The 17,752-nt window shown below is 62.5% G+C and carries 10 protein-coding genes; 6 read left to right on the plus strand and 4 right to left on the minus strand.

All coding sequences use genetic code 11. The features are described from left to right. Nucleotides 1–156 precede the first annotated feature (156 nt). Genes OKA05_RS19560 through OKA05_RS19570 form a run of 3 tightly spaced genes read left to right on the plus strand, consistent with a single transcriptional unit; the run spans nucleotide 157 to nucleotide 9,110 of the window. Entirely contained in the window at nucleotides 157–6,429 is a 6,273-nt protein-coding gene (locus OKA05_RS19560) for a HAMP domain-containing protein (RefSeq protein WP_264488878.1), read from the plus strand. Beyond that, nucleotides 6,426–8,597 (plus strand): response regulator, encoded by a 2,172-nt coding sequence (locus OKA05_RS19565; RefSeq protein WP_264488879.1) that lies wholly within the window; start codon nucleotides 6,426–6,428, stop codon nucleotides 8,595–8,597. Before OKA05_RS19560 ends, OKA05_RS19565 begins: the two co-directional genes overlap by 4 nt. Before the next feature lie 12 nt (nucleotides 8,598–8,609). Next, nucleotides 8,610–9,110: a cupin domain-containing protein gene (locus OKA05_RS19570; protein ID WP_264488880.1), complete on the plus strand. Its 501-nt coding sequence runs from the start codon at nucleotides 8,610–8,612 to the stop codon at nucleotides 9,108–9,110. Between the two features lie 14 nt (nucleotides 9,111–9,124). Here the strand turns inward: OKA05_RS19570 and OKA05_RS19575 are convergent, their stop codons facing one another. Continuing rightward, nucleotides 9,125–9,496 carry a WYL domain-containing protein gene (locus tag OKA05_RS19575; protein ID WP_264488881.1) on the minus strand — a complete coding sequence of 124 codons (372 nt, stop codon included), beginning with the start codon at nucleotides 9,494–9,496 and terminating at the stop codon, nucleotides 9,125–9,127. Between the two features lie 183 nt (nucleotides 9,497–9,679). Here OKA05_RS19575 and OKA05_RS19580 point away from each other — a divergent pair, with 183 nt between their 5' ends. Next, on the plus strand, nucleotides 9,680–10,819 hold the full coding sequence (locus OKA05_RS19580; protein WP_264488882.1) for a glycoside hydrolase family 130 protein: 1,140 nt from the start codon (nucleotides 9,680–9,682) through the stop codon (nucleotides 10,817–10,819). A 301-nt stretch (nucleotides 10,820–11,120) separates the two neighbouring features. Here OKA05_RS19580 and OKA05_RS19585 read toward each other — a convergent pair whose 3' ends face one another. Then, nucleotides 11,121–11,279, minus strand: coding sequence for a DUF1328 domain-containing protein (locus OKA05_RS19585; RefSeq protein WP_264488883.1), 159 nt, complete (start codon nucleotides 11,277–11,279; stop codon nucleotides 11,121–11,123). A 991-nt stretch (nucleotides 11,280–12,270) separates the two neighbouring features. Between OKA05_RS19585 and OKA05_RS19590 the strand changes: the two genes are divergently transcribed. After that, the gene (locus OKA05_RS19590; protein WP_264488884.1) at nucleotides 12,271–12,951 is read left to right on the plus strand and encodes a DUF6799 domain-containing protein; all 681 of its coding nucleotides are present in this window, start codon (nucleotides 12,271–12,273) and stop codon (nucleotides 12,949–12,951) included. Nucleotides 12,952–13,013: 62 nt separating this feature from the next. On the opposite strand, the gene OKA05_RS19595 is transcribed toward OKA05_RS19590, so the two are convergent. Together OKA05_RS19595 and OKA05_RS19600 are read right to left on the minus strand one after the other, a co-directional pair. Then, nucleotides 13,014–13,850, minus strand: a complete 837-nt coding sequence (locus tag OKA05_RS19595) for a S1 family peptidase (RefSeq protein WP_264488885.1) — start codon at nucleotides 13,848–13,850, stop codon at nucleotides 13,014–13,016. A gap of 343 nt (nucleotides 13,851–14,193) precedes the next feature. After that, on the minus strand, nucleotides 14,194–16,383 hold the full coding sequence (locus OKA05_RS19600; protein ID WP_264488886.1) for an ATP-binding protein: 2,190 nt from the start codon (nucleotides 16,381–16,383) through the stop codon (nucleotides 14,194–14,196). Nucleotides 16,384–16,730: 347 nt separating this feature from the next. On the opposite strand from OKA05_RS19600, the gene OKA05_RS19605 reads away from it, so the two are divergent. Continuing rightward, nucleotides 16,731–17,621, plus strand: a complete 891-nt coding sequence (locus OKA05_RS19605; RefSeq protein ID WP_264488887.1) for a LysR family transcriptional regulator — start codon at nucleotides 16,731–16,733, stop codon at nucleotides 17,619–17,621. Nucleotides 17,622–17,752: the final 131 nt, after the last annotated feature.

The raw sequence follows: 17,752 nt of genomic DNA on the forward strand, positions 1-17,752 counted from the left end.
AATGCGCTCCTTGAATGCGTATTGCACGAATCGGGTGATCTAACTACTCGCCCCCCTGCGGGGATGTCGCTTGGCAATCAAGCATGAGCACGATCTCGCCTCATAGGAACGCCTCCTGCGAAAGGGCGTGGTTTGCCCCGCTTTTGACATCGATCCATGAAAAAGCCCCGCTCCTCCCCGTCCGCGAGCCCCACTGCCCAGTATCCCGTCGCCAAAACGGCCACCGCGACCGTAAACGGCGAGGACAACCCTCAACTCCTCAAGGAGCTGCTGTTAGCGCTCACCGCCTTCAAGCGCGGCGACTTCTCGGCCAGGCTTCCGGATGACTGGGTGGGGATTGCCGGCAAGGTCGCCGATTCCTTCAATGACGTCATCCGGCGCAATCAGGAGCTTGCGGGAGAGCTGGCCCGGATCCGTGATGTCGTGGGCGTGGAAGGTCGGATCGGGCAGCGTGCGGTGCTCGGCGACATGCAGGGATCTTGGAGCGAAGCGATCGGCTCCGTGAACAGTTTGGTGGAAAACCTGGTCCAGCCGACCAGCGACATGGCGCGGGTGATCGGCGCGGTGGCAAAGGGCGACCTCTCACAGACGATGTCCACCGACATCGAGGGCCGCCAATTGAAGGGCGAATTCCTGCGCACTGCCCGCACCGTCAATACCATGGTAGAGCAGCTCGGTGGTTTCGCCTCGGAAGTGACCCGCGTGGCCCGCGAAGTGGGCACCGAGGGCAAGCTCGGCGGCCAGGCCAAGGTGAAGGGCGTCGCCGGCACGTGGAAGGATCTCACCGACAACGTGAACCTGATGGCCGGCAACCTCACCGCCCAGGTCCGTAACATCGCCACCGTCACCACCGCGGTGGCGAATGGCGACCTCACCAAGAAGATCACGGTCGATGTCAAAGGCGAGTTCCTCGAGCTGAAGGACACCGTCAATACGATGGTAGGCCAGCTCCGCTCCTTCGCCTCGGAAGTGACCCGCGTGGCCCGCGAGGTGGGCTCGGAAGGATCGCTCGGCGGCCAGGCGCGGGTTGAAGGCGTCTCCGGCACGTGGAAGGACCTCACCGACTCGGTGAACTTCATGGCGTCGAACCTGACCACCCAGGTCCGCAACATTGCCGCGGTCACCACCGCGGTCGCGAATGGCGACCTCTCGAAGAAGATCACCGTCGATGTGAAGGGCGAGATCCTGGAGCTGAAGAACACCATCAACACGATGGTGGACCAGCTCAGCTCCTTCGCCTCGGAAGTGACCCGTGTGGCCCGCGAAGTGGGCTCGGAAGGAAAGCTCGGTGGCCAGGCCAACGTGTCCGGCGTGGCCGGCACGTGGAAGGACCTCACCGATTCGGTGAACTCGATGGCCGGCAACCTGACCGCCCAGGTGCGTAACATCGCCGAGGTGACCACGGCGGTGGCGAATGGCGACCTTTCGAAAACAATCACGGTGGATGTGAAGGGCGAAATCCTCGAGCTGAAGGACACCATCAACACGATGGTCGGCCAGCTCCGGTCCTTCGCTTCGGAAGTGACCCGCGTGGCCCGCGAAGTGGGCACCGAGGGCAAGCTCGGCGGTCAAGCCGAGGTGGGCGGCGTGGCCGGCACGTGGAAAGACCTCACCGACAACGTGAACATGATGGCCGGCAATCTGACCGACCAGGTCCGCAACATCGCCGATGTGACCACCGCCATCGCGAATGGCGACCTTTCCCGGAAGATCACGGTGGACGTCAAAGGTGAGATCCTTGAGATGAAAAACACCATCAATACGATGGTGGACCAGCTCAGTTCCTTCGCCGACCAGGTCACCCGCGTGGCCCGCGAGGTGGGCACCGAAGGCAAGCTCGGCGGCCAGGCCGAAGTGCGCGGCGTGGCCGGCACCTGGAAGGACCTCACCGATTCGGTGAACTCGATGGCGGGCAACCTGACCAATCAGGTCCGCAACATCGCCGAGGTGACCACCGCGGTCGCCAACGGAGACCTCGGCAAGAAGATCACGGTGGATGTGAAGGGCGAAATCCTGGAGCTGAAGAACACCATCAACACCATGGTGGACCAGCTCGGGTCGTTCGCTTCGGAAGTGACCCGCGTGGCCCGCGAAGTGGGCACGGAAGGAAAGCTCGGTGGTCAAGCCGACGTGAAAGGCGTGGCCGGCACCTGGAAGGATCTAACGGATTCGGTGAACTCGATGGCCGGCAACCTTACCGACCAGGTCCGCAACATCGCCGACGTGACCACGGCGGTGGCGAACGGAGACCTTTCGCGGAAAGTCACCGTCGCCGTCCGCGGGGAGATTCTCCAGCTCAAGGACACGGTGAACACGATGGTGGACCAGCTCAACTCGTTCGCTTCGGAAGTGACCCGTGTGGCCCGCGAAGTGGGCACCGAAGGCAAGCTCGGCGGCCAGGCGGACGTGAAGGACGTTGCCGGCACCTGGAAGGACCTCACCGACTCGGTGAACTCGATGGCCGGCAACCTAACCAACCAGGTCCGCAACATCGCCGACGTGACCACCGCGGTCGCGCGCGGCGACCTTTCCAAGAAGATCACGGTGGATGTGAAGGGCGAGATCTTGGAGCTGAAGAACACCATTAACACGATGGTGGACCAGCTCGGATCCTTCGCGGCGGAAGTGACCCGCGTGGCCCGCGAAGTGGGCTCGGAAGGCAAGCTCGGTGGCCAGGCGAAGGTCTCCGGTGTGGCAGGCACCTGGAAGGACCTTACCGACTCGGTGAACCTGATGGGTGGCAACCTTACCGACCAGGTCCGCAACATCGCTGACGTCACCAAGGCGGTGGCGGCCGGCAACCTCTCCAAGAAGATCACCGTGGATGTCCGCGGCGAGATCCTCGAACTGAAAGACACCATCAACACGATGGTGGACCAGCTCCGGTCCTTCGCCTCGGAAGTGACCCGCGTGGCCCGCGAAGTGGGCTCCGAAGGATCGCTCGGTGGCCAGGCACGGGTGGAAGGCGTTTCGGGCACGTGGAAGGACCTCACCGACTCGGTGAACTTCATGGCTTCCAACCTCACCACGCAGGTCCGCAACATTGCCGCGGTCACCACCGCGGTGGCAAATGGCGACCTTTCCCGCAAGATCACCGTCGATGTCAAAGGCGAGATCCTGGAGCTGAAAAACACCGTCAACACGATGGTGGACCAGCTCAACTCCTTCGCCTCGGAAGTGACTCGCGTGGCCCGCGAAGTGGGCACCGAAGGAAAGCTCGCCGGACAAGCCGAAGTGAAAGGCGTCGGTGGCACTTGGAAGGACCTCACCGATTCGGTGAACTCGATGGCCGGTAACCTCACCAACCAGGTGCGCGGCATTGCCAAGGTCGTGACCGCTGTCGCCAAGGGCGACCTGAACCAGAAGCTGATGGTCGAGGCAAAAGGCGAGGTCGCCGAACTCGCCGACACCATCAACAGCATGACCGATACGCTCGCGACCTTCGCCGAGCAGGTCAGCGGGGTGGCCCGCGAGGTGGGCATCGAGGGACGACTTGGCGGCCAGGCCCACGTGCCCGGCGCCTCCGGCACGTGGCTCGACCTCACCGACAACGTCAACCAGCTCGCCGCCAATCTTACCACCCAGCTTCGCGCGATCGCCGACGTGGCCACCGCGGTGACCAAGGGCGACCTGACGCAGAGCATCCAGGTCTCCGCCAAGGGCGAGGTCGCCTTCGTGAAGGACAACATCAACGAGATGATCCGCAACCTGCGCGACACCACCTCGCGCAACGAGGAGCAGGACTGGCTGAAGACGAACCTCGCGAAGTTCACCCGCATGCTGCAGGGCCAAAAGGACCTGCTCACCGTCGGCAAGCTGATCCTTTCCGAGCTCGCCCCGGTGGTCTCCGCGCAGACCGGCATCTTCTACATCATGGACAGCGATGCGCCGGAGCCCGAGCTCCGCTTGCTGGCCAGCTATGCCTTCACCGAGCGCAAGCACATCAGTAACCGCTACCGGCTGGGCGAAGGACTGGTCGGCCAGTGCGCTTTGGAAAGGCAGCCGATCCTGCTCACCAACGTCCCCGACAACTACATCCAGATCAGCTCCGGCCTCGGCCAGTCCGCACCGATGAACATTATCGTCCTGCCGATCCTTTTCGAAGGAAAGGTCAAGGCGGTGGTCGAGCTGGCCTCTTTCCAAGGATTCAATCCCACGCACGAGGGCTTCCTCGTGCAGCTCGCCGAGTCGATCGGCATCGTCTTGAACACGATCAAGGCGAACACGCTCACGGAGGACTTGCTCAAACAATCGCAGTCGCTGGCCAGCGAACTCCAGAATCGCCAGGACGAACTGGAAAAGACCAACAAGGAACTCGGCGACAAGGCAGCCCAGCTCGCCGAACAGAACGAGGAGGTGGAGCGCAAGAACAGCGAGGTCGAGCAAGCGCGCACCGCGCTGGAAGGCAAGGCCCAGCAGCTCGCCCTCACCTCGAAGTACAAGTCGGAGTTCCTCGCGAACATGTCGCACGAGCTGCGCACGCCGCTCAACAGCCTGCTCATTCTCGCCGACCAACTCGGCTCGAACTACGAGGGAAACCTCACGCCCAAGCAGGTCGAGTTCGCCCGCACCATCCTCGGCTCCGGCCGCGACCTGTTGCGCCTCATCAATGACATCCTTGACCTCTCGAAGATCGAGTCCGGCAACTTCACCATCTCGGTCACGGAGGTCCGCCTCGCCGACCTGATGGACAACGTCGAGCGAACCTTCCGCCACGTCGCCCAGGAGAAAGGCCTCGACTTCGACTTCGAGCTCTCCCCCGATTTGCCATCACGGATCCTCACCGACGAGCAACGGCTCGACCAGGTGCTCAAGAACCTCGTTTCGAACGCCCTCAAGTTCACGGAGAATGGTAATGTCACCGTGAGGGTGAAGGCGGTCGAAGGCCAACGCCTGCGCGGCAACTCGGTGCTGAGTGGCGCCGGCAGGGTGCTCGCCTTCAGCGTGGAGGATACCGGCATCGGCATCCCGCCGGAGAAGCAGATGGTCATCTTCGAGGCCTTCCAGCAAGCGGACGGGAGCACCAGCCGGCGCTACGGCGGCACCGGCCTCGGCCTGGCGATCAGCCGCGAACTGGCCCGCCTGCTCGGCGGCGAGATCAGCGTGCAGAGCGAGGAAGGCATGGGCAGCACCTTTACCCTCTTCCTGCCGTTGCAAGCTCCCACCATGGACCGTGAGTTCAACGAAGCCGCGGTGATCGACATCGAGGAAATCGGCTTCTCCGACGAAGGCATCGACGACGACCGGAACAACATTTCCCCTCTCGATCACGTGACACTGATTGTCGAAGACAACCACGACACCGCGGGCATGCTGCTGGCCCGCGCCCGCGCCAAGGGGTTCAAGGGGGTGGTCGCCACCCGCGGTTATGCTGCCCTGACGATGGCCCGCGAGTTCCAACCGGAAGGCGTCACCCTCGATGTCAGCCTGCCGGATCTCGACGGGTGGAAGGTTTTGAGCCGCCTGAAATCGGATCTCTCCACGCGACATATTCCGGTCTTCATCGTCTCCGCCGACTCAGAGCCTGAGAATGCCCTGAAGAACGGAGCGGTCCGGTTCCTCAGCAAGCCTCTCGATCCCGAATCGGTGGATGGCGTCTTCGACCGCATGCGCCAGATGCGTGATCACCCTACTGGCACGGTCCTTCTTGTGGAAGACGACGAGACCCAGCGCAACAGCCTCGGGGAATTGCTTGCCGACACCCCGAACCTCGTCACCGCGGGCGATGCTGAGGAAGCCTTCAAGATTCTTGAAGGCACCTCGTGCGACTGCGTCATCGTGGACCTCATGCTACCCGGAACTTCGGGCTTCGAGGTCATCGAGCACATTCGCGAGGACTTCCCGCAGATGCCGATCATCGTTTACACCGGCAAGCACCTCTCGGCGGACGAGGAGACGCAACTCAACCGCCTGACCCAGACGATCATCGTCAAGGACGTTCGCAGTCCCGAACGGCTATACGATCAGGTCGCCCTGTGGCTGCACCGTAAGGTTTCCGAACTGCCGCAAGCGGGCCGCGAAACGATCCAGCGGCTCAACGATCCCAACACCCTGCTCGCCGGCAAACGCGTGCTGATCGTGGACGACGACGTCCGCAACATCTTCGCGATGACCAGCCTGCTGGAGCGACATCACATGGACGTGATGTCCGCCGAGCAGGGCGAGATGGCGCTGAAACTCCTCAAGGGTGGCTCCACCTTCGACATCGTCCTGATGGACATCATGATGCCCGAGATGGACGGCTACGAGGTGATGAAGGCGATCCGAGGCATGTATGGCTTCCAGGAGCTTCCGATCATCGCCCTGACCGCCAAGGCCATGAAGGGCGACCGCGAGAAATGCATCGACGCCGGAGCCTCCGACTACATTTCCAAGCCCGTCGATACCGACCGCCTGCTCACCATGCTTCGCACTTGGCTTTACCGATGACCCATTTCGTCCGCAACGAGCGCCCCATGCAGGAGAACTCCCAGACCGCGAGCATCCTTCTGGTCGATGACCGGCCGGACAAGCTGCTTGCCTTGGAGGCGATCCTGGAAGGGCTTCACCAGAAGCTGGTGAAGGTGCGTTCCGGCGACGAGGCCCTGCGCCAGCTCCTGCTCCAGGACTTCGCGGTCATCCTGCTGGACGTGAACATGCCGGGCCTGGATGGCTTTGAAACGGCGGCATTGATTCGCAAGCGCAGGCGCTCCGAGACGACGCCCATCATCTTCATCAGCGCCATCAACGACACCGACAACCACGTTTCGCGCGGCTACTCGCTCGGTGCCGTGGACTACATCCTCACCCCGGTCATCCCCGAAATCCTGCGCGCCAAGATCGCAGTTTTCGTAGAGCTCTATCTCAAAACCGAACAGGTGAAGCGCCAGGCGGAGGAGCACGCCCAGCTTCTTCAGGAGCAGGATGCTCGCGCCCGTGCCGAAGTGGAAAAGGAACGCATGGCCTTCCTCGCGGAGGCCAGCAACGTCCTCGCCGGCTCGCTCGACTACGAACAAACGTTCTCCAATCTCGCGCGCCTGATCGTGCCGCGCCTCGCGGAGTTCTGTCTGATCGACCGGCTCGATGACGCTGGCCATCTCCACCAGGTGGCCGTGGCTCACCGCGATCCGCATCAGGAAGCCGTGCTGCGGCAGATCCGCTATCCCGAGTCGGGCGAGAACTCCCATGGTGCCCTTCGCGTGTTCAAAACCGGCATGCCTTTCGTTAGAAACCGTGTCGATGACAGCGTCCTCAGCGATCTGGCACCCGAAGCCGACCGGGCAGTGCTCCGCTTGCTGAAACCCGCCGCCTTCGCCGCAGTACCACTCACCGCACGCGGGCGCGTCATTGGCTCGATCACCATGGTGCGCACCGACCCGCACCACGAGTTCGACGATGACGACCTCTGGCTGGCAGACGAGCTGGCGCATCGCTCCGCGCTAGCGCTCGACAATGTCGAACTCTACCGCCGCGCAAACCGGGCGCGGGAGGAAGCGGAAACTGCGAACCGGGCAAAGGACCGATTTCTTGCGATGCTCAGCCACGAGCTGCGCACGCCGCTGACGCCGGTCATCACCCATCTCTTCAATCTTTCCGCGGACGAGCGGATGCCGAAGGAACTCCATCATTCGCTTGATGTCATCCGCCGCAACGTCGAACTGGAAGCGCGCCTGATCGACGATCTGTTAGACCTCAGCCGCGTGGGCAGCGGCAAGTTCCACTTGGAATCGACCGTGGTGGACATCCACGAGCTGCTGAAAAACGCTTTGGAGATCTGCCAGCCCGACATCGAAGCGAAGCAACTCCAACTTAGCCTCGACCTTTCCGCGGAGCAGACCCATGTGAATGCCGACCCGGCGCGTCTTCAGCAGGTCTTCTGGAACATTGTCAAAAACGCCGTGAAGTTTACGTCCGAGGGCTCCATCCACGTCTCCACCGCCACGACCGACGATGGCTCGGTTAGCATCACCGTCCGCGACACCGGCGTGGGTATCGAACCCTCCTTGCTGGATCGGGTCTTTCATCCCTTCGAGCAGGCGGAGCGTGGCGTGCAGGGCGGCCTCGGCCTCGGCTTGGCCATCACGAAAGCCTTGGTAGAACTACATTCCGGCCGCATCACCTTGGAAAGCAGCGGGCAGGGTCACGGCACGACGGTCACGGTGTCGTTACCGATCGCCCACGAAGCGCCGGCCGCCGCTCCCGAACGCCGCCCCGCCGCGATCGAGCCGGGCAAGAAGCTGCGCGTGCTTTTGTTAGAAGACCATCCCGATACCAACGAAGCCCTGACGATGCTGCTGGAACTCCGGGGCTACACGGTCACTTCGGCGCTCAATGTCACTACGGCCCTCGAGATCGCATCGCGCCAGGACTTCGATCTGCTGCTGAGCGATCTCGGACTCCCCGACGGAAGCCCCGGCGAGGTGATGCAAAAGGTGGCGGCGCGCAATGGCACGATTGGCGTCGCTCTCAGCGGGCTAGGCATGGAGAAGGACTTCGAACAGAGCCGCTCGCTCGGCTTCCGCCATCACCTTGTAAAGCCCGTGGACGTCGGTCGCTTGGAGGAAGTCTTGCAAGAGTGTGGGAAGTCCGCAGGCAAGCCCGAGACCGCCGCGGTCTAACATCCCTGCGCCATGCAAATCGAAGCACGTCTCTTCGCCGATGATGGCGAAACCCCGAATCATCCCACCCTTCCCCTCGTCATCATGCGCGGCTCCGGCGTCGTCGCGGAAGACGACCCGGCGGGCTGGTTTGAGGAACGCTTTGCCTCCCATGATTGGAAGGCCGCCTGGCGCTGGGGCGTTTATCCCTACCACCACTTTCACACCACCAATCACGAGGTGCTTGGCGTGGTCATCGGCGAGGCGAGGCTCATGCTCGGCGGAGCCCACGGCGAGGAGTTCATCATTCGTCCCGGCGATGTTATCGTCATCCCTGCGGGTGTCGGTCACAAGTGCCTAGAAGCTTCGGACGACTTCCTCGTTGTCGGTGCGTATCCCCGCGGTGAGAAGCCGGACTTGGTGAAGTCGTCCGGACATGCTGCCGATCGCCAGCGGATCGCCGCCGTGCCCTTGCCGGCAGAAGATCCGCTCCAGGGAGCGGACGGCCCCTTGTTCGATCACTGGAAAGCCTAGCCGCTTTCACTTACTCATCTCGTCGCGGTTACCCGCTTCCCGATGACTTCGGCGGCCACGTCCACCTTCTTGATCCGCGGGTCCTTGGGATCGTAGTCCTCGCGCGATCTCGCATAGTGCTGGTCGAGCACCCGTAGGCGACGGATTCTCATGCAGCTATACTCCTTCCATCCTTGGCTGGGATCCCACGCCAACAGAACCGGTGCCTGATAGCGCTTGCCCATTCCATGGATGTAGGGCTCCACGGTGAGAAGTTCTCCGATGTAGTAAAACTCCACAAGCCGGTGCTCGCGGATCGCCCGACGGATCTCTTCCGCGTCGGGCTGGGTGGAATATTGGGGAATGTCCATGGCCTTGCGCCCGGCGGGATAGATCCGGGCAATCATGTAGGCTTTTGCAGATCGCGTGCCCTCGGCCAACATCGTCTGAAAGGCGCTTTTCGGCTCTCCCATTGAGGGTCTAGCGCTGCAACCCGCCCTCTTCCACGGCAATGTGCATGATGTAGTCATTCTCAACATGAGTCCGACCCCTGCGTGGCCTTGGCACGACTCCCGCAAAGGAGCCTCGCCATGATTCCCGAATCCGACGCCATCGTTTTTTCCCCGCTCGATGTCGATCTGAGCCGCTCGCCGCTTCGTTCGGGCATCAGCCGGAAGACCTACGTTCTCGGTGCTTTCAATCCAGGTCTCACCCGGCTTCCGAACGGCAACCTGTTGATGATGGTCCGGATTGCCGAAGCCCTTCAACAACCGGTAAGCGCCAATGAAATCCACGCCATCCGCTGGGACCCTCGCCAAGGCTATCTCACGGATGGCCATGAACTCGCCTTGGTGGATGCCTCCGATCCACGCACGTTCCGCCTCCGCGGTCATTCGTCCAAGGTCATGGCCCTCACCTCCTTGTCATGGCTGCTACCGGTCGAACTCGATCCAGACAGCCTCGAAACAATCGCCATTCACTATGAGAAGGCGATCGCCCCTGCGGCCAGCTATCAGGAATACGGAGTGGAGGACGCCCGCATCTCGAAGGTGGATGACACGTGGTACATGACCACCTGCTCGGTCAGCGCCGAACGGCATTCCACCACTCTGTACACGTCGCAGGATGGCCTGAACTACGGGCTTCAGGGCATCGTCCTCGATCACCAAAACAAGGACATGCTGATCTTCGAGGGGAAGATCGGCGGCAAGTTCCACGCGCTCACCCGTCCCTTGGGTGACCTCTACTTCGCCTATCCTCCGGCCAGCGAGTTCGAGTCGGGGCCCTCGATCAATCTCGCATCCTCGCCCGATGCACTCCATTGGAAACCTGCCGACACGCCCTTGATCCGTCCGCGCAAGGGTTCCTCCTCAGTCATGCGCATCGGCGGCGGCACGCCCCCCATCCGCACCTCGCGGGGATGGCTGATGCTCTACCATGGCGTGCAGCCCGGCACACTCGTCGGCACCTACCGGACGTTTCACGCTTTCCTCGATGGAGACGATCCCTCATCCGTGCTGGCCGTTCACGATAGCCGACCCTTGTTAGAGTCACGGCCGGAGCTTACCGAGCACCTCCGCGATCTCCGTTATCTGGAAGGAGTCGTCTTCACGACTGGTTTGGTCGATGCGGGCGATCACTTCATCGTGGCATCCGGTGAGGACGATCTTGCATGCCGCGTCACCCGCATCCCGAAACCTGAGTTCGGCCTCGACCCGCACGGCACCTGATCGATCCACTCGACCTCATTCCGCGACCTCGACTGCCACGCACCGAGGAGAAGCCTCTTCTTCTACCGCAGGGATCCACGCTTCCACCCTCCAATCACTGAACCGCCAGTTCGCTTTGGAGAGGACGTCGATCGCCGCCCGCGCCAGTCCCTCAGAGGAGTACGCGCCAAAAACTTTGACGCTGTCATCCAAGTCCAGCGCCATTACCAAAAAGCATCCGTTCGTGCCTGCTTCAGGCATATAAGAACAAGCAGGGTCCTGCCCGCCTTGACGGCGGACAGGATCACTCCATGCAAAATCCCTAGGCCTTGCGCGAGGTCAACATCGTGACCAGCCAAATGATCAGGAACAGGACGAAACACACCTTGGCAATCGTCGCGGCCATACCGGCGAGAGAACCGAAGCCCAACACGGCGGCGATGATGGCGACGACGAGGAATACTAGTGACCAGTGAAGCATAATGATATGGGGTTCGTTTTACCCATAATCCTGTTTGCATCACGGGTGCCAAGCGATGGAACCCGTCCCAACAGCGGGCCCATCAACCACCACGAGTCTCACAAATACAAAGGGTTACAACCTTTCAAAGCACCGTTCCGACACCGAATCGGTCGTCTCCAAAGGATCGGGCGAAATGCAAAACGCCGAAACGACCGCGCACCCTGCACGCTTGATGCAGCGCCAGCTTAAAACGCGGCTGCGATCAGAACGAACTCATCCGGTTCGTCAGGCTCAGGTGCGACTTGCTACCGTTGCCGAAGAGCTGGGTTGGGGAAAACGGTTCCGTCGGAATCTACCACTACACCAATGCCGGCGTGGTTCCACCGCCCCTTCAGATTCATGCGGTGCCCGGAGGAATTCTTCCACGCGCCCACCAAGGTGCCCGCGGCACCTGCAGCGTAGCCTCGGCGGGCCCCGATGTTTTCTGCCACGTTACTCATGCCCTTCCCGCGCTGGGCCATCAGGGTCCTCCCTTCGAAGCCTAATGGGTGAGGTCGCCCGCGCTTCCTTTGCCGAATTTCCCGCCGTTGCGGCGCATGAATCCGGCGTACTGCCGAGCCAGTTGATCGAGCCCAGCGTGACGTTGCAGCGCCCTTCATCCAGTGCCATTCGGGTCGGGCTTCGTAGCGCTGCCACCCCGGAATGGTCTCATCCTCCGGTGGACGAACTCGGCCGCGACTCTCTAACAGACTTCCCGTTCCAGCCCTTGCACCTTGCCCATCCCTCCGGTGCACTCCGCCCTTACGAAACCTTGCTTTCGCGAACCGTCGATCCTGTTCGCCATGTTGGAGCGACTTTTGCCGACCATTCCCGTGGCGGCACAGTGTCTGCGAAGAGAGCCTACACCGGGCTTCCCGGGATGGACGCGCAGACCGCGGAAACGAAGGCCAAATCTCCGCCGACGTGGATGCGCGCTCTTTGGCAGCATCAACCAACCACATTGTACGACATGAAATCGATCCATTGCATTCTCGCCGCGGGACTCTTTACCTTCGCGGCGATCACTCCGCTCGCCGCCGAACACAAGGACGGCATCCTCATGAAGGACGGCAAGCTGATGACCCACAAGGACGGCGAGAACACCGAACTGCTGGAAGACGTCACCCTCAAGGACGGCACCAAGGTCACCCGCACCGGCGACGTCACCTCCGCCGACGGAACCGCTTGGAAGCTGCAGGAAGGCGACATGATCGCCGATGACGGCACCTTCCTCACTCACGTCATCACCGATGGAGTATTCAAGAAGGACGGCAAGATTATGACCGTCAAAGCGGGTGAGAAAGCCGAACTCGCCGCCGAGACCGCCTTGAGCGACGGCACCAAGGTGATGACCGACGGCAGCGTCGTTTCCAAGGACGGCAAGAAATGGAGTCTCAAGGACAACGACGCCATCCTCAGCGACGGCCGCGTGCTGCTTGAGGGCTCGGTGATCGTGAAGGACAGCAAGCCCCTTCTGGTCAAGGAGTGCATGGGCGAGACGATCAAGAAGGAGATCTCGCTTGATGGCACCAAGATCCGCCCGGATCTCGCCGTGACCAAGAAAGACGGCGGCGGTGAAACCGCGCTCAAGAACGGCGACATCGTCAAGACGGACGGCACCATCCTGCGCGCCGGCGGCGGTACCGAATAATGGTGCAGTGGAAGTCATCCACACGAAGGCGCTCCGGCAACCCCGGCGCGCCTTCCGCGGCGTCACTGGCGATGACTGGCGCGATCCTGAGCGATGACGTCCTCCAGGAAGCCGATGTCGGGACGAGTGGTATGCGATCCGGAGCGCGTCCAAGCGCGTCCGAAGGCGCGGACCCAACGGTAGTCGGCCCGGGTGATGATGCCAACGAGCTTCCCATCCGCGGTAACAACCGGCCCACCGCTGTCCCCGGCGACGACCGGGGCGGTGAGCTTGAGATCCGCATGACGATCCGCTTCGCCCGTGGGGCGGCGACCGAGGATCTGGCCTTGGCTGGGCTCCCATTCGCCGCCACCGAAGCCGAAGGTGAAGACGCTGGCACCGTTCCCCAGCGCGCTTTCCGTCGCCCACTTGACGGCAGGGACATCCGCGTCGGCCTGGAGCAGCGCGAGATCGGCGGACTTGTCCTTCCAGACCACCCGATAGGAACGGACGACCGGACGACCGCTGTGTTCGATGCAGAAGAGCCCGCCATGGCCTTTGACCGGCACGTGCGCGGCAGTAAGAAAATATCCGTCACCCAGCGAGACGGCCGAGCCGTAGCCTTCCGTCGTGGGCATCATGAGCTGGACTTCTCCACCGGGCTTCGCGACGGAGAGCGTCGGCGAGCCGCCGTCCGAAAGGATAGCACTGTGGCGCTGGAAAAACTGACCCACCGGACGGCCGGCGATGTGATCACCGGCGATGCGGACGGACGCCTCCGTTTTCCGCTTCATCGAATCCCGGGCGACCCACGATGAGACCGGTTCATCCTCGCGGACTTCGATGGTGGAGCATGAAGCACCGGCAAGAACGAGTGCCGCTGCAAGGAGATTTCGGATGGGACGGTGGAACTCGTTCACGTGTGGAAAACGGTTACCGCGGGAGACCTTCCTCCCCGGAAGCCGGGTGCTAAATGCCGTATCCGTTAAGAAACGCAAACCTAAAGCACTCTAACATTCTAACATCTCCGGGATGCGCGGAAAAATACGCAGCCCCTACAAGCCCGACAAGGGTCAAGGATCGCTGCAAAACCAAAGGACGAATTTCCGGCCGTGTGCCCCAGGCCAAGGCCGTAACCTCCTGAAAATGATGGTGCCCGCGGCCCCTCCCCGAACCGCGGGCACCGTGCGTTGCCGCACTTGCCCGCACCTATGCGCGGGGATCGCGGAAAAGCAAATCGCCGGCAGGTGCGGGATCTACGAGTCAGGCAAACGGCGTGGCCGACTCGCCCTCCGCAAGCGACACTGTGAAGTAGAAGACGGCCCCCTCCCCCGGGGCGGACTCGACCCACAGCCGCTGACCTTGACGCTGAATGATCTGCGCGCAGTAGGCGAGGCCTATGCCGGAGCCGGGCAGTTGACTCTCCCGGCCGCGGGCGAAGTAGTCGAACATCCGCTGCTGGTCTTTGATCGGAATTCCCCGCCCGTCGTCCCGGACAAAGACGACCGCCCCGTGAACCGGGTGATCCATGCTCCCCACCTGGACATGCAGTGGCCGGGCGCCGAAGCGGCCGTGCAGCACCGCATTCCGCACCAGATTGGAGAGGACGTGGCGCATCTGGATGCGGAGCCCGCGGATGCGGGGTAGCGGCGAAATTCCGAAGCTCACGCTGTTTTCCGCTTGGCCGATGCGGAGCTGATCCACGACCTGCTCCGCCGCGCTGTGAAGGTCGATCTCCTCGATGACGTCGGACATCTCCGCCTCGGCGAAATCGAGCATCTCGGCGGTGAATTTCGCGAGGCCAGTGAGTGAGCGTTCTCCCATTTCCGCGATCTTCGAGAAATCCGGGCTGAGTGAGTGGCCCAGACCGGAGCGCAGCATCGACAAGGCTAGGACCCCGGGCTGAAGCTGATTCTTCACCTCGTGGGCGACCACGCCGGCAAAGCGGCGGAGTTCGCGATTCGAGCGCTCCAAGCCAGCGGAGGAATGGCGGGCTAGGTCAAGAATGCCGGAGCGGACCTCGGTGACCAGCACCGTCGTCGCAGAGGGCCAAGGCGCGGAGGTGCCGCGAATGACTTCCTCGCGGCCCGCATTTCCCGACACCGACAGATCGCGGGTCCAGTGGCGGTGACGCACGGTTTCATCGCGGAATGTCAGCAGCCAGGATTCGTCGCCCAGATGAATGACGACCACGCCGGCAGCCCGAGGCAAGGACCCGGCGAGCGAGGAAAAGCGCTCCCCCGCGCGATCGGTGATGCATGGCCCCTCGGACGGAAGCTCCTTGAGAGCGTCGCGCAGGGCGGAAAGGGCCACAGGTTCCGGCACCGAGCCGCTGGTATGGATATCCGGTCCGGAGAAAACGGCGCCCCCATCCGCAGCGAAAAGCGCGACAAAGGCGGGCAGGGCACCGTGCAGTGTCTCGATGAAGCCGCGGCCGTCCTTCAAGCCAGCCACAAGCCGGAGCGCCCGCTCCCGGGCCTCCGCGGCACTGCCATCTTCCAGGGCACGCTGCTTCACGGCGATCTGGGCCGACAGAACGAGCGCGCACAAGCGGGTGGCGGCCCGTTGCTCATGGAAAATGTACTTCTGCCGTCGGTGCTGACAGATCACCAGCCCCCACAGGCGGTCATCGACCACCAGCGGCAGCGTCATGCCGGACGCCACCTCGAGTGCGGCGAGTTGACGGACCCACGTGGGGGAAAGGCTGCGAAGCACCGCCCGCGATAGATCGAGCGGTGCTCCATTCCGGGGACAAATCGAGGGCACCAGCGGCACCGGGGAGGCCGCTGCATCATGAAAGTAGCGGAGTTGCCCCGCCTCGAAGCGGCCTCGCGAGGCTGGCGGCAAGGCGGACGCGGGCACGTGGAGACCGAGCAGTGACTCCATGCCGTCCTCGTGCTCGTCCGCCACGATTTCACCGCTGCCATCCTCTTCCAACCGCGCCACCAGCACGCGGTCGAAGCCGGTGAAATGCTGGAGCTCCCGGGCAAGCATGCCGGCGATCTCGACCGGCTCGACCAGGCTGGCGACGGCCAGGAGCGAGCGGCTGACGAGCCGTAGGCTGGAGTCGGGACCCGGCGAGGGAGAGACCCATTGCTGGGGCACCGGGTCCCGCTCCATTTCCACAACCGTGATGCCGTCAGGCAGGGAGTGCGCGATGGCTTCGAACGTCATCACCGCTCCGCTTTTCCCTGGGGGAAGGACGGCCACGCGGAAGGACTTGGGATCCGTCCGCCATGCCTCCCGCAGGGAAGCCTCGACTAAAGCGCGAGCGGAGGGATCGACGAAGTCGAGAAAGGAGGCGCCTGCGAGATCGCGAGGGTCGCGACCAATCAAGTGCCCGGCATTCGCACTCACCTGGCTGATGAGGAAATCATCGCCATGCAGCGCGATCAAAAGGCCGTGGGGCTGGATGCCCCGGGATAGGTCTGGGTCGGAAAAGTCCTCCATCATGGTCAGCCGGGAAATCCTCCGGCAAAGGGAACGGTGGTGATAAAAGGTTCGGGTTGCAGGCGGGGGACGACAGCCGGCGCGCCACGACACAAGGTACGACAACCCTCGTACGTCGCGGAGCGCAGGAAACCGGTAGCAGTCATGGGCCGGAGGCGGAAAGAAGCCGCACGTCGGGGGGAAAACGGCAAGCGAACTTGAATCTTATCCCCCACCGGTGGGCGCTCGCAACAAGAGCCTTCCGAAGGGTCCCTTCGGTTTTTCCGATGGCCCTTCCAAGCGGACCAAAATCGGATTGCAGGCGTCCGCGGCTTGTTAGACCGTGGGGCATCCCTGAAGGAATTCTCCCCATGAACTTCAACCATCTACACTATTTCCACGTGGTTGCCCAGGAGGGCACGCTGGCCCGGGCGGCGAAGCGGCTGAACATCACCCAGCCCACGTTGAGCGGGCAACTCAAGCAGCTTGAAGGACACTTCGGCCACAAGCTCTTCGACCGGGCGAGCGGTGCCCTGCGCCTCAACTCAAACGGACGCAAGGCCTTCGAGGTGACCCAGGAAATGTTCCGGCTTTCGTCACGACTGGATGAACTCTTCCCCGCCCGCCAATCGGAGCCGCGAATGCGCTTGGAAGTCGGCATCGCCACCACGGTGGGAAGATCCTTCGCCGTGGAGCGGTTCATCACCCTGTTCAAAAGCCAGCGCATCCTCACCCGGGTGCGGCAAGGCGACCACGAGTATCTCTTCCACGAACTCCTGGCCACCGGGCTTGATGTGCTCATCACCGACAGCTTGCCGCACCGGCGCAAGGAGCGCGGCACCGATTGCCGTAAGCTCAGCTCCCCCGAATTCGTGATTGCCGGCGGCCGCAAGTTCGTGGCCAGCCTCAAGGAACCGACCTTGGAAGGACTGCACGGGCGCAGCTTCATCCACTATACAAGCCACAGCGCCTACCGCTTCGAGGTCGATCAATACCTCCGCGAACGGCGAATCGAACCTCGCGTAGTGGCCGAGGCGGACGACGTGTATGTGATCCGGGACGCCGTCGCCGCCGACATCGGTGCGGGCGTGTTGCCGCGTGCGGTGATCGAAGAGGCGAGCAATCGAAAGCGCTTCCACGTGCTGGCGACGCTAGACCGGAAATTCGAAATCTATGCGCTCTTTAACAAGCGTGACCCATCCGAAGAAGTGATGACTGCCCTCGAGATCCTCGCCGGCAACGACACGTCGGGGTCCTGTTGAAGGAACACTGCGAAAGGTGAATTAATTCACCGCGCTTGAAGGTCCGGCACTTGGCTAAGAGGCTGTCTGAAAAATCATCTCCCCGCGGATTTTAATCTGTACTAGTTAGGTCAGGTATTGGAGAAGCTCGG

Origin of the sequence: Luteolibacter arcticus (assembly GCF_025950235.1) — a bacterium.
Classification (GTDB): Bacteria; Verrucomicrobiota; Verrucomicrobiia; order Verrucomicrobiales; family Akkermansiaceae; genus Haloferula; species Haloferula arctica.

Coding starts and splice junctions, on each gene's coding strand:
- OKA05_RS19560 (WP_264488878.1), top strand. CDS start 157: ATGAAAAAGCCCCGCTCCTCCCCGTCCGCGAGCCCCACTGCCCAGTAT.
- OKA05_RS19565 (WP_264488879.1), top strand. CDS start 6,426: ATGACCCATTTCGTCCGCAACGAGCGCCCCATGCAGGAGAACTCCCAG.
- OKA05_RS19570 (WP_264488880.1), top strand. CDS start 8,610: ATGCAAATCGAAGCACGTCTCTTCGCCGATGATGGCGAAACCCCGAAT.
- OKA05_RS19575 (WP_264488881.1), bottom strand. CDS start 9,496: ATGATTGCCCGGATCTATCCCGCCGGGCGCAAGGCCATGGACATTCCC.
- OKA05_RS19580 (WP_264488882.1), top strand. CDS start 9,680: ATGATTCCCGAATCCGACGCCATCGTTTTTTCCCCGCTCGATGTCGAT.
- OKA05_RS19585 (WP_264488883.1), bottom strand. CDS start 11,279: ATGCTTCACTGGTCACTAGTATTCCTCGTCGTCGCCATCATCGCCGCC.
- OKA05_RS19590 (WP_264488884.1), top strand. CDS start 12,271: ATGAAATCGATCCATTGCATTCTCGCCGCGGGACTCTTTACCTTCGCG.
- OKA05_RS19600 (WP_264488886.1), bottom strand. CDS start 16,383: ATGATGGAGGACTTTTCCGACCCAGACCTATCCCGGGGCATCCAGCCC.
- OKA05_RS19605 (WP_264488887.1), top strand. CDS start 16,731: ATGAACTTCAACCATCTACACTATTTCCACGTGGTTGCCCAGGAGGGC.